This window comes from Photobacterium sp. SP02, from assembly GCF_038519165.1.
Taxonomy (GTDB): Bacteria; Pseudomonadota; Gammaproteobacteria; order Enterobacterales; family Vibrionaceae; genus Photobacterium; species Photobacterium halotolerans.
The window spans coordinates 34772-47485 of record NZ_JASJOJ010000037.1 but is presented as its reverse complement, the minus strand read 5'-3'; the positions used below and the strand labels follow the sequence as shown (position 1 = coordinate 47485).

General features: G+C 49.3%; 14 protein-coding genes. 5 read left to right on the top strand and 9 right to left on the bottom strand.

The genetic code is table 11. From position 1 onward, the window contains the following. The coding region (locus P0Y67_RS15355) for an Ig-like domain-containing protein (RefSeq protein WP_342392570.1) at positions 1-1236 on the bottom strand (1236 nt) is incomplete at its 3' end. 210 nt (positions 1237-1446) lie between these two features. After that, positions 1447-2520 carry a TIGR03032 family protein gene (locus P0Y67_RS15350; protein ID WP_342392569.1) on the bottom strand — a complete coding sequence of 358 codons (1074 nt, stop codon included), beginning with the start codon at positions 2518-2520 and terminating at the stop codon, positions 1447-1449. Positions 2521-2589: 69 nt separating this feature from the next. On the opposite strand from P0Y67_RS15350, the gene P0Y67_RS15345 reads away from it, so the two are divergent. Further along, positions 2590-3876: a sulfotransferase gene (locus P0Y67_RS15345; RefSeq protein WP_342392568.1), complete on the top strand. Its 1287-nt coding sequence runs from the start codon at positions 2590-2592 to the stop codon at positions 3874-3876. Positions 3877-3897: 21 nt separating this feature from the next. Here P0Y67_RS15345 and P0Y67_RS15340 read toward each other — a convergent pair whose 3' ends face one another. The 6 genes from P0Y67_RS15340 to P0Y67_RS15315 all read right to left on the bottom strand — a co-directional run bounded on the left by P0Y67_RS15340 (position 3898) and on the right by P0Y67_RS15315 (position 7704). Further along, complete coding sequence (locus P0Y67_RS15340) at positions 3898-4425, bottom strand: GNAT family N-acetyltransferase (protein WP_342392567.1); 528 nt, start codon at positions 4423-4425, stop codon at positions 3898-3900. A 27-nt stretch (positions 4426-4452) separates the two neighbouring features. After that, positions 4453-5712 (bottom strand): S8/S53 family peptidase, encoded by a 1260-nt coding sequence (locus P0Y67_RS15335; RefSeq protein ID WP_342392566.1) that lies wholly within the window; start codon positions 5710-5712, stop codon positions 4453-4455. A 61-nt stretch (positions 5713-5773) separates the two neighbouring features. Further along, positions 5774-6304, bottom strand: a complete 531-nt coding sequence (locus tag P0Y67_RS15330; RefSeq protein WP_342392565.1) for a phage tail protein — start codon at positions 6302-6304, stop codon at positions 5774-5776. A gap of 12 nt (positions 6305-6316) precedes the next feature. Beyond that, positions 6317-6838, bottom strand: a complete 522-nt coding sequence (locus tag P0Y67_RS15325) for a phage tail protein (protein ID WP_342392564.1) — start codon at positions 6836-6838, stop codon at positions 6317-6319. Between the two features lie 14 nt (positions 6839-6852). Further along, entirely contained in the window at positions 6853-7392 is a 540-nt protein-coding gene (locus tag P0Y67_RS15320; protein WP_342392563.1) for a phage tail protein, read from the bottom strand. Positions 7393-7407: 15 nt separating this feature from the next. After that, positions 7408-7704, bottom strand: a complete 297-nt coding sequence (locus P0Y67_RS15315) for a DUF6916 family protein (protein WP_342392562.1) — start codon at positions 7702-7704, stop codon at positions 7408-7410. Positions 7705-8069: 365 nt separating this feature from the next. Here P0Y67_RS15315 and P0Y67_RS15310 point away from each other — a divergent pair, with 365 nt between their 5' ends. Genes P0Y67_RS15310 through vctC form a run of 4 tightly spaced genes read left to right on the top strand, consistent with a single transcriptional unit; the run spans position 8070 to position 11641 of the window. Beyond that, a complete protein-coding gene (locus tag P0Y67_RS15310) occupies positions 8070-8966 on the top strand; it encodes a siderophore ABC transporter substrate-binding protein (protein WP_446728845.1) in 897 nt (298 codons plus the stop codon). 17 nt (positions 8967-8983) lie between these two features. After that, a complete protein-coding gene (vctD, locus tag P0Y67_RS15305) occupies positions 8984-9922 on the top strand; it encodes an iron chelate uptake ABC transporter permease subunit VctD (RefSeq protein WP_161455752.1) in 939 nt (312 codons plus the stop codon). 4 nt (positions 9923-9926) lie between these two features. Further along, the gene (locus tag P0Y67_RS15300) at positions 9927-10877 is read left to right on the top strand and encodes an iron chelate uptake ABC transporter family permease subunit (RefSeq protein WP_342392572.1); all 951 of its coding nucleotides are present in this window, start codon (positions 9927-9929) and stop codon (positions 10875-10877) included. Positions 10878-10882: 5 nt separating this feature from the next. Next, positions 10883-11641, top strand: coding sequence for an iron chelate ABC transporter ATP-binding protein VctC (gene vctC / locus P0Y67_RS15295; RefSeq protein ID WP_342392560.1), 759 nt, complete (start codon positions 10883-10885; stop codon positions 11639-11641). 28 nt (positions 11642-11669) lie between these two features. On the opposite strand, the gene P0Y67_RS15290 is transcribed toward vctC, so the two are convergent. Then, positions 11670-12620, bottom strand: a complete 951-nt coding sequence (locus P0Y67_RS15290; protein WP_342392559.1) for a LysR family transcriptional regulator — start codon at positions 12618-12620, stop codon at positions 11670-11672. Positions 12621-12714: the final 94 nt, after the last annotated feature.

Here is a 12714-nt window from a genome sequence, read left to right as displayed (position 1 = left end):
GGCGCTGTAACTGGTGCCGCTGCCGGTGAAGTTCGACAGGCTGCCGCCCGTTACTGCCACATCACCGATAGCGAAATCGCTGCTGCTCTCGCTGAGGGTGAAAGTAATGGTGGCGGTTTCACCCGATTTCAGAACAGCTTTATCACTGCTGATACTGACAGTGGGCAGCACGGTATCAACCGTAATAGTTGTCTGTGTGGCCTCGGTGTTGTTATTGCCGGCAGCATCAGTGAACTTGTCGGCAGCGATATCGATCGTACCGCTTGTGACATTGGCATCAGGGGTAAAGGTGGCGCTGTAACTGGTGCCGCTGCCGGTGAAGTTCGACAGACTGCCGCCCGTCACTGCCACATCGCCGATAGCGAAATTGCCGCTGCTCTCGCTGAGGATGAAGGTGATGGTGGCGGTTTCGCCCTGTTTCAGCGCTGTTTTATCGCTGCTGATAGTCACTGTCGGCAGCACAGTATCAACCGTAATCGTTGTCTGCGTGGCCGCGCTATTGTTATTACCAGCGGCATCAGTGAATCGGTTAGCGGCGATATTGATGGTCGCCCCGGCAGTGCTGTTGTCTGTTGGGGTAAAGGTGGCGCTGTAAGTCGCGCCACTGCCGGTAAAGTTCGACAGACTACCGCCCGTCACTGCCACATCGCCGATAGCGAAATTGCTGCTGCTCTCGCTGAGGGTAAAGGTGATAGTGGCCGTTTCGCCAGATTTCAGGGCAGTTTTATTGCTGCTGATACTGACGGTGGGTGGCGTGGTGTCAGAATCATTACAATCTGCATCTGTCGAACAGACTTGATTATTATTGGTACAGACATACAGATAGCACTCACCAGCAGCCAGCATCGCCTCGCCGGCTTGTGCGCTCCGGTTCGGTACGTTAACGGGTGAGAGTTCACCAACTATATGTTTGGATGCCTGTACACTACGATTGAGATTCTGGGTTTGTGCCAGAAAGGTATTCAGATCAAACTCAAGACCGGCAGACGCAGACTGAGAAATAGCACTGGATGCAGAAACTGGTGCCTGTGAGCTGGTTTGCTGAGTCACTTCGGCATGCGCACTGGCAATCAATAGCTGGCTGCCTGCCAGTCCAAGCGCCAGCGTGGCTACCCACTTTTTAACGTCTTGCTTCACGGGGTGAAGTGAGAGTGTTTCAACATTCACTTCATCCGAACATGCGAAAAACTGCCGCGTAGCTGTTGCTAAACGCGACATCATCAGCCCGTTGTTCATAATTTGCCTGCAATAGTGTGATGCTTCAAAACGAGCCAACCCCGCTTTCCGCCAACCACTCAGGAATGGGCCTTAGCTCCAACAAAAAAATAAAAATTTAAATGCAACTTGTAGCTATTAAATCAGAGGCTAATAAATGTACAAGAAAGCCATATAAAAAATATGACATAGCAGGATATTTTAAACGCAAAAAAATGAAGGGGAACTTTGTCAGAGGTGAAATAAATCAGATAATTCTTCCGAGTTTAAATCAAAAATACGTGGATTATTGCAGCCAAAAACCATTTCGACGTCATAGATCTGATTGAGATCGCCTGAAAAAGTCAGACAGGCAATTTCGCTGCCATCACGGAGATCTATCACACAAATGCCAGAGCGCAGATCTTGCTGTTTTTCCAGCAGAGGCATATCGGTATGCCGGGAGGATCCGTCTTTTGCCTTTCGCACCTTAGAGAGTCCGACGAACGCTATATCACCCACGATACGCAATCCGCGGGTGAAGCCATTCAGTTCGGCCACCAGTTCCAAATCGCTTTTTGATGCCGGCAAGCGCGCTTCGGAACATCGCCATAAGCGCCCGGTTCCCGATTCACAAAAGTAAAGATAGTTCTGGTGAATACGTGGTGAATGCGGAAGACACAGATCTTTAATCACTGGCTGTTCATCTGAAATACGCATAATGGCACCGTCAAAACTGCTGCCATCGCGCCAGCCAAAACGATGATCGGTGGCGGAAAAATAGCTGACATAAGCCGGCTCTCCGTGTTTGAGTGCCAGGCCATTTAAGTGACACCGATCTTCTGCCACCAGCGCGGAAATAAAGGGGGGTTTCCAGACAAAATTGAAACTTTTGCCATAAACAGGGCTGGCAATGCAATTAAACCGGGTATTGACCATGTACAGTCTGTCTTTGCCCCAGGCAAGATCGTGGGTATTAAGGTGCCCTGTGGTCATTGAACCACAAGGGTAAAAAACGGCATCTCTGCCCTGGGTGGACTGGACAGAAGCATGCAGCTCCGACAGCACCGTTATGCGCTGGTAATCCCATACCTGATGATAAGCCGCTAATGACAGGCGCTGTTGATCGTCGCTGAGCGCAATACCCTGTAACTGCGGCAGGCGGACATGCTCAACCTTTATCTCTTCACCGTCACTGCTGATCACAAATAAACAGTCCAGATTATGGGCACTGACCAGTAAGCTGCTCTTCATTGCCTGCAGCAATAATGGAAAGCGGGCACAGCTGGTAATGACATAATTCAGTTTCACTTCGTTGCCTGTCATAGCGATTGCTTTTCATCCAACAATAACGATAAGGTTTGTTATCTCTTTTTGACTTTATACAGGCGAATTATGCTTCTTGACCAAGCCTGCATCCAGATAGGTGACGTCGATATCAGCGACATTAGCCGGTTCCTGAAACAATTACCGGATTCCGCCTGGAAGGCAAACACTTATCGTCAAAACACCTATGAAGTACACAAACAAACTGAAAGTGTCGTGCTGTACTTTAAAACCGATGAGTTCACCGAAAGCAATGATTCGTTGCTCTCTGTGGTTCAGCCGCTCCTCGCCCCGATATTTGCGCGCTTTGCCCAATACTACGGTTATACGCGCCTGGATATCTCCAAGCTGATGTTTGCCAGATTACCTGCAGGGGGAGAAATTGCCGAGCACAGAGACAGCGCACCGATATTCGCCCGATACCACAGAGTCCATGTCCCGATTATTACTCACGACCAGGTGCATTTTTATCTGGGCCGGGAACTGCACCAATTAAAAGCCTGCGTCATGTACGACATTAATAATCTGGGACTGCACAGGGTCATCAACCGCTCTGATACAGATCGCATCCACCTTATTTTTGATGCCCGGCCCGTCAAACGGATTCACAATGCCAAACATCACCTGTTTATTATGAGTCCGAACAATTCAGGCTCATCCCTGGTCTCTGCCGCGCTCGCCGATTGCAAACACGCCATCACACTGCCCGGCGAAGGGCATTATGTGGCGGGTTTTGCCGGCCCGAATCCCAACCGGGACAACAGCCACTTTGTCTGGAGCCAGTTCAATACCATAAATAAGCTCCGCAACCCCAAGGCCTACGACTGGCCAGCTATCCGTAACCTTTGGTCCGGTGCTGCAACGCCACAATCCGATCACGCCAGCGTATTGGTGGAAAAATCCCCCTGCAATATTGCCAGAATGGCCATGCTGGCCGAGGAATTTGATGATGCGAAATTTCTGTTTCTGATCCGAAATCCGTACGCCATGTTTGAGTCGGTTGTCAGGGCAAGGCGTGATTTAGCCGGGATAGAAACCCTCGCTGCACAGCATGTTTTATGGTGTTTCCGGCAACAGGCTTTGAATCTGGAACAATGCCAGTCACCACATATTTTGATTCGCTATGAAGATGTATGCGACGCCCCCGCGCAGACAGCTGAAGTCATACGCCACTTTATTCCTGAATTTGATGACCTGGATTTCAAGCCGCCTCGCTGGGTCAAAGGCCAGCAATCCGCGCTGGAAAACCGCAATGCCAGCCAGATTGCCCGTCTGAGCACCCAAGAGCGCGCCGTTGCTGACAAGCATTTCAAACCGCATGCCAGCTTGTTTGCCCAATTTGGTTATCAGGTGTAGCCCTGCCTGAGACCCGTATCGTCAGAGACCCGCATAAATCTGCCGGGTACCGGGCGGATACCAGATCATCCGCTCATAGGGAGGCTCTATCTGATCAAGCACAAACCCGAGTTTATGGTAAAGCTGTCTGGCACTGTGATTAAGTTGCTGGACAGACAGGAGCATCGGCGCCTTCAACTGGTTAGCGGAATACATGAATGAGCGGATAACCGCCTCCCCCAAGCCGTGTCCTCTCGCCTCTCTTTTAAACACAATATCAATCAGGTGGACTTTGTCCTGCGAGAAATCGAGTACCGCCCGCCCGACCGTCTCTTTGTGATACTCGATAATGAAGTACAGGGCATTGGGGAACTGATCGCCATAGCCCTGATTCATCGCGTTGAACTGCATCTCAATCAGCGATTCAATAAAATCCCTTTCGCCGTCAATTAATCGCAAATCATCCCGGCGTTCATTGTGCAGCTTCTCCAGAAACACCCTGTCTGCGGCAGAAGAATTTGATGGCCGGACATGTAATCCACCCGGCAACTTTAAATCTTGTAATTGCATAATCTGACTTCCCTGAACCGATCGCTTTTAGTGCGTGATACGATTATTTTGCACATGCTGCATCATGCTTTGTGCATTAAACGCTGGCTGGCTGTATTGCCGGATTAACTGGCCCAGCTGTTTGGCGGACAGTGACGGTTCAACACCCAGCACAGCCGCCAACACGCCTGTCATGGCGGCCGTTGCCGCCGAGGTATTGGAATACACCAGGCTGTATTTGCCCGTCGCGCTGGAATAGACCTGATAAGGCACCTCGACATAGCTGGCAATATGGCTGCCTGTCACCGGCCACTTAACACCTTGGCTCACCGCATTCACACTGAGTACCTGAGGTTGAGCGGCCAATGAAAAACCGTTATCAAGTTGATCAGCATGATTGCCTGCTGCCGCAACAATCACAGTGCCTTTTCCCTGCCGTCCATGATAGGACAGATAATCTAACGCCTCCGTGAGTGCTTGCTGGGTAAAAGGTAATATCCAGGCCGCCTGAACCAGATCTGCGCCAGCCAGATAAGACAATTGCAGCGACATTAAAATATCCGAGGTCCAGTTTTTATCACGGCGTAATAAAATGGCACCGGCGTCAGGCGCTATGCCGGGGTAATCGGGATGACGTGACCAAATCGCGGCCAGGCTGGCATCACCGTGTAAAGTGTCAAGCGCAAGCAAGGCCGGGTCTGGCTTCACCGGTAAGGTGCGCCGGTTATCGATATCGTAATGCATCTCAACAGGCATGGAATCAAGCATGGGATCAGACAGGCTGAACGCAGAATCAATCACCGCAATCTTAACTCCACGTCCGGCAACTTCAGGCCAGGCGGTCAGTGACAGTTGCTGCCTGACAGCGGTTGCCGGTGCGCGGGAGACAGGGTTGTTTCCGCTGTCCCGATATAGCCTGACCTGTAACAAATCAGGCTCTGCCAGAGTGATACCTTCTGTACCGCGCAGCTGTTCAATCAAAGACAAAGACTCACTGGCGCTTTGGCTTATGGCTACAGACCAGCAGGCTTGTTCGAGCTCAAACACCCTGGCAAAGCGTCGGCCGGAAAGCGCCTTCACCTGATCTAAATCCAGGGTTTTACTGTGACGGAACAACACCCTTTGACCCAACCGCAACCCTTTGTTTGCCAGCGCTGAATGCGTATAAACCGGCTCGCCCTGCTGGAGAGAATACAAGGTCAAGGCGAGCGGCTGCCCCTGATACAGTATTGAGAGCGAGTCAGGCCAGTCTGTGCCTGCGGCCACCCGGCCCGATAGCAAAACACAGAGCATCATTATGAATCGCATCACGCTGACCATAGACTCCAACAAAAAAGCTCCGGCCGTAATAAGGGCCGGAGGACAAAAGTTACGGTCGCCGCGGAAAGATACCATCTACGCAAATACAAAAGTTGATCGCCAGATAAGGCTGCATATTCTCATGTGCCTGCGTCTGCCCGGTTTCACTCAGGCTCTCCATACTCAATGTCGTATTCGGATCGCCGGTACTGTAGCGGTTTTCAACCAAACCATTTTCGATCAGCAATCCAGGCACTGCGCCTTGTGCCTCAGTGGTCGAAAGTGGTTTCACCGCACCTCTCATCTGATGGCTATGCTCAGGCAGGTTGGCCTCCCACAGGGTGACGACATCACTCCCCGCCTTCTCAGCCAGAAATTGAGGTGTCAGTCCGGGGCCATTGCCGGCTCCAATCGGCGCTCTTGCTCTCAGATCCGGCAAATTGAGATATGTCCGGTTATCCGATCCAAACCTGTCGCCAATGACGGCATACAAAACCTGATTTTGCATCAGGCTGACTTGTTGCCCATTGCAATATGCCCACCCTCTCGGTGCATAGGAATAAGGCATCATCATTATTTCACCGTAAAATGCTTCACTCATTAGCCTTATCCTCTAGCTTTGGGATGGATAAACACCTGCAGTGCAGATGATAAAATTCAGCGCCAGCGAGGGGGCCATATTGGAATGCGCCCGTCCGTCGCCCGTGGAAGCAATTGCCGCTTGCTGCATCTCAACAAGATCCCCGGCGTCAGGATCGGCAAAGTACTGATTCGCCTGTCCCATCACCAAAGCAGCAGAAGGCTCTGGAGACAGGGCCGGATTTGCCGAGGCCTGAAGTCCATGACTGTGATTTGGCAGGTTATCCACTGTTAACTGGACCGTTTCCTGCCCGGTTTTTTGACCCTGTGTTCTTAGTGTCAATCCCGCGCCTTGCCCCATTCCAACAGGGACGCGTCCCTGAAGATCCGGTAACGCAAAACTGGTGCGGCCATCGCCACCATTGGTAATTCCCAGCAAAGAATACAGGGCTTCGTTATTGGCAATCGGCATCAGGGTGCCAGAACAGTATGCCCACTGCACAGGCGCATAGGAGCCTGCAAAGAGGGTGATTTCCGACAGATAACGTGTAGACATATTGGATCTCCGTATCAATCTCTTGCAGGGAAAAGGCCGGTCAGCGCGATACAAAAATTGATCACAGTACTGGGCTGCATGTTGTTGTGGGACTGGCCGGCACCGGTTGAGCTGATCGCCTTTTCGTTCATCGCAACGAGTTGATTGGGCTGTGCGTAAACCGGCGTGTTAAAGGCCGATGACGACAAAACGCTGGCCTGGCTGGCGGCTTTATTGTTCGGCCTGGGCGAATTGCCGGGCTCTGTAGAGGCATACAACTCGTGGGTATGGGCTGGCATTTGCGCCAATGACAAGGCTACCGCTTCCATACCACCCGATTGGCCCTGATCCACCTGCCGGCCCGAATCCTGAAAGACTCCCGGCGCAACAGGCATTCTTCCCCGCAGATCGGGTAATTTAAAATTGGTATTCACCGTGCCGCCAAATGTATTACCCAGCAAGACATATAAAGCTTGATTTTGATTGATCAGAATCGTTTGCCCGTTACAAAAGGCATAATCTTTCGGCGCAAAGCTCGCCCCGAACATTTGAATATTACCGATATAAGGTTCCATGCTGACCTCTGATGGTTATGAGTGAGTGATCTTGCGGGAAAAAATCACTTCCAGCTCTTTTTCAGAATTAGGCGAAACAAACAAAGACGCTTCCCCTAAGCTATCGTGACCAAAAAGATAAGTCCCTTGTTCCACCGCCCCATTCAGCCCACTGCTATCCAGGTACAATGCAAAAGATTCCCATGTTTTACTGTGCGTGCCAGTGCGTTTCACCCCGGTAATTTCCACATCAACCGATGCCCCTTCATCCAGCATCATCGACATCTTGTCGCCCACTAATTTTTCCAACTGTTCAAATGTAAACTGCTCCATTTCGGCTTCCTTAAAAAGGTTGAATTCCCTTTGTCCGTGTATTTTCCACCCGTTAGGTTTAGAGCATGGTTGCATGTGTGAACAAATGTCAGAGTGAAAACTTGATGATTGATCATAAAAATAATGAGCTGCGACTCCTCACGTCCCCTTTGTATTTCCAGCGAAAAGTCAAGCTGAGCCGCATCGATTGGTCGCCATGATCCGGCCCGCTCTTTTCGTAACTTTACATTAGAAATATTGATATGTTTTTCAAAAACCATATAGTAATCGTAATGATAATAATTATCGATTAGGTAAAGGAATTGGAAATGAAATGTTTCGCAAAATCGGGTTTGATCGCGACCGGCTTACTCAGTGTGGGTCTTATGGCCACATTGCCTGTCATGGCTAAATCCGTCACCGTTGACCACATTATGGGTTCAACCACTGTAGAGACTTCACCCAAACGTGTCGTGGTGATCGGCATTGGTGCGTTAGATGCTGTTGATGCGCTGGGAATTAAGCCGGTTGCGGTATCAAAAGGCACGCCATTACCCGGCTATCTCACTCACTATAATGACAATACTGTCTCTTCTGCGGGCACCATTTTTGAACCCGACTTTGAATCCATTTATACCCAGAAGCCAGATCTTATTGTTGTCGGCCCTCGCAGCTCCAAACACTTTAAAGAACTGACTAACATTGCGCCTACCTTTGTCTTTGCGGTTGAAAATGGCAGTGATTACTGGCAAAGCACCCAAGCGCTGTGGCACGACTTGGGGGAAATCTTTGATAAACAGGATGTCGTCAATCAAAAAATCGAAACATTAAACCAGCGCTTTGCGGTAATCAAAGACTACAACCAGAGCCATAATATGGATGCGCTCATGCTGATGAGCTCCGGCGGCAATGTGACGTCATTTGGTGAAGGCTCTCGCTTCGCAGTCTTGTATCAGGATTTCGGCTTTACACCCACGATTGAAACAGCAGTAAAAGATAAAAAATCAGAGAAAACTGGCGGACACGGTCAATTGGTCTCGTATGAACTGGTCAGCCAGGAAAACCCTTCCACCTTGCTGATTTTAGACCGCGATAAATTAGTCAATAAAGGTAAAAGTACGACCCGTCAGGATTTTGATAACGACTTAGTCAAATCAACCAAAGCTTATCAGAACAATCGTATGGTTTACCTTGATATTCCAGCCTGGTATGTCGCCAGCTCGGGTATTACTGCCACACAAACCATGATTGAAGACATTGAAGCGTTGAGCAAAGCGCAATAATCAGATCCGAGGTTGTTGTGACTAAATTGCTGTTTATTTTAGTCTGCCTGAGTCTGTCTTCATTATTTATTGGGGTGGGCAACGTATCGTTAGCCCACCTTATTAATGGTGATGCCAATGCCTGGCAATTATTTATGTCTAGCCGTGTTCCCCGTTTACTTGCAATTTTGCTGGCCGGTGGGGGACTGAGTATCGCTGGCCTTATCATGCAGCAAATCAGCCAGAACCGATTTGCTGCGCCTTCTACCTCAGGCACGATTGAGTGCTCAATGCTAGGTTTTGTCTTAAGTTTAGTGATTTTTGGCAACGGCGATCAACTGTGGCTTATTTTTGCTACTGCAATGATCGGCACGCTTTTCTTTGTACAGCTTATCCAGCGAATTCAATTTAAAAACGCGGTTTTTGTCCCTTTAATTGGGATCATTTTCGGCAATATCATTGCTTCTATGGCAACCTTCATCGCCTATAAATATGATGCACTGCAAAACCTGTCTGGCTGGGCTGTCGCTAACTTTGCCAACATCCTGGCAGGCAATTATGAGCTGCTCTATATTGCCCTGCCTGTCGCCATCTTCAGCTATGTATACGCAACACGCATTTCAGCGGTGGGGATGGGCAAAGACTTCGCAATCAATCTTGGTCTGAATTATCAGCAAGTGATGACGATTGGTGTCGCGCTGGTCTCGATTATGGCCGCTACTGTGGTGATGATTGTCGGCCAGTTGCCCTTTCTCGGCTTGATTGTTCCCAACCTGGTTAACCATTTTTATGGCGATAACCTGCGCAAGAACATTCCGCGCACTGCTGTGTTAGGTGCGATTCTGGTTCTGGCATGCGATCTGGTTGGCCGGGTGCTGATTTTTCCTTACGAAATTCCAATCTCCATGGTGATCAGCCTGCTCGGTGGCAGTGTCTTTATTTTCCTGGTGTTGAAAGGAATGCGCCATGAGCAATAAACAAATAACGGATCAGCATAAAATGTTTATCCTGCTGATTTTAAGCATAGTCATGGCCGGGCTGTTCATTGGTTATGGCCTAACGGCTGACAACTACCAATACTTCTTATCGCGCCGAATTCCCAAGGTACTGGCAATGATCATTGCTGGCTTCGCCATTGGTATTGCGTCTTTTTGCTTTCAGACCATTACCAATAACCGGATACTAACCCCGGGCATCATGGGCTTTGACTCGCTGTATTTGCTTATTCAGGTGCTGGTCGTCAGCCTGTTTGGCGGGCTGAGTGTGATGATGACCCATGCTGTGATCAACTTTTCGATCTCCGTGATCTTGATGATGGCATTTTCTTTCATCTTGTTCTTACTCTATTTCCGGTATTCCGCCAGCAATATTATTTCACTGCTGTTATTAGGTGTTATTTTTGGTCAGCTTTTCCAAAGCGGTTCGTCTTTTCTCACCATGCTGATGGATCCGGATGAGTTTGCCAATGTACAAGCCAGTATGTTTGCAAGTTTCAATAATATTCATGTGGAATTAGTGTATTGGACATTACCTGTTCTGATTCTGGTGTCAGCCTGGTTATTTAACATTCATCGAACGCTTGATGTGTACTTACTCGACCAGGATAACGCCACCAGCCTGGGTGTGGATATTCAGCGAACAACGCGTACCGTTTTATTGCTGTCCTCTGTGTTAATTGCCATTGCAACCGCGTTAATCGGTCCGATTATGTTCTTTGGCCTTTTGATCACCAACCTGACCCGGGAATGGCTGAAAACCTATCAACACAAATATTTATTAACCGTCTGCGGCTTGATGTCTGTCGCGACTTTGCTAACCGGTCAATGGGTTATCGAAAAAGCATTTGGCTTTGAAACCACACTGAGCGTAGTGATTAACTTTGTCGGCGGCATCTATTTCTTATTCTTACTGTTACGAAGTAAAGTGGTGTAACCCTGATGATTGAATTAAAACAATTAACCAAACGCTTTGGCGATCACCCTGTGGTGAACAATGCCAGTGCGGAATTTGCAAAAGGGAAAGTCACGGCAATTATTGGCCCCAATGGTGCCGGGAAAAGTACACTGCTTTCTATGGCCGGACGTTTGTTAAAGCGTGATGAGGGCGAAGTCTGGATTGATGGCCGGGAGCTGGTGGCGTGGGATACCAAGGCCTTGGCCAAACGTTTATCTGTGTTGCGCCAGGCTAACAGCGTTAGCCTGCGGTTTACCGTGCGCGAGCTGATCGCCTTCGGCCGGTTTCCTTATTGCCAGGGCAACTTAACCACAGAAGATAAAGATGTGATCGATAAAGCCATTGCGTATTTAGATCTCGGTAACATCCAGGATAACTACCTCGACGAGCTCAGTGGCGGGCAACGTCAGCTCGCTTTTATTGCCATGGTGATCGCACAAGATACCGATTATGTCTTTTTAGATGAGCCGCTCAATAACTTAGATATCAAGCACTCTTTGCAAATCATGCACACCATTCGTCGTTTAGCCCATGAATTACATAAAGCGGTGGTCATCGTCATTCATGATATCAACTTTGCGTCCTGCTACTCCGACACCATCATTGCGCTGAAAAAAGGTGAAATTGTCGCCAAGGGCCGGGTTGAACAAGTGATTGATGCTGATGTGCTGTCTGAGATATACGAAACCCCTTTTAACGTTATCGAAATCGACGGCAAACGTATGTGTTTATACTTCTCGTAAGCACTGATATCCACTCTTCTACTCGGCATCAACCCGCTTCAGACAAGCTACCAGAGGTTTGAGCAGTCAGGTTAATGGGTTCCAGCCATTCTCTCGGGGCATGCTCATTCAGCGCTTTGATCAGGGTTTGCACTCTGAGCGGCAGCACGCCAGCGGCAAAATAACACACCACAGGGCGGGCAGCGGCATACCACTCGGGTAAACAGGGCATTAAATTACCCGGGTGCGCTTTGAGGTAATTATTGGCAATCCAGGTCGGTAATAACCCGACGCCATAACCCGATGAGATGGAATCAAGCTGCAGCACCAGGTTATCGCTGGTTAACCGGCTGATGGGCGGCATCACCACACAGTCCTCTTGCCCGTTAGAAAGGTAAACGGTATCGCTTTTATCGCTGTCAAACGGCAGCCACTGATGAGAATTGAGCTGTTCAGGGTGTGTAATCACGCCGTTTTTCTGGATATACCGGGGTGATGCATACAAGCCAAACTGCCAGTAGCCGAGCGTTTTCTTACGCCATGTTCCCGGCAGTTCCTGTTCCCCAATCGCTAGCACTAGGTCCGGCTCGTGCTGGAAATATTCATCACGGCCCTCGGTAAATAAGCGGATATTGACTTGAGGATGGGCATCCAGAAAATGATGCAGCTCATGCCTTAACCAGCCTCGCACCAGGCTTTGGGGCGCCAGTAACGTGACTTCGCCTGCCACACTCTGCTTGAGCGATTGCAGCGCATTTTGTGACTCTTCCGCCATGGTCAGTAAACGCTGACAGTATTCCGAAAATACCTCTCCGGCACGTGTCAGCATCAGACGGGAACCTTGCTTGATAAAAAGCCTTTGCCCCATTTCAGTTTCTAACTGAGCCAGCCGGCGGCTGATGGTTGATTTCGGCTGATTCAATGCCTTTGCTGCGGCAGTCACACTATGAAAACGACTCAATGCAGCAAATGCCCGGATACCCTGCAGTTCTGTTTTCATCCTCATCCCATTTTCGGAACGGCCCGTTCCACTCATCGATCTAGTCAATAGCTGCGAATATAGGAATAATCCGCAAATAAATTTAAGAATCATT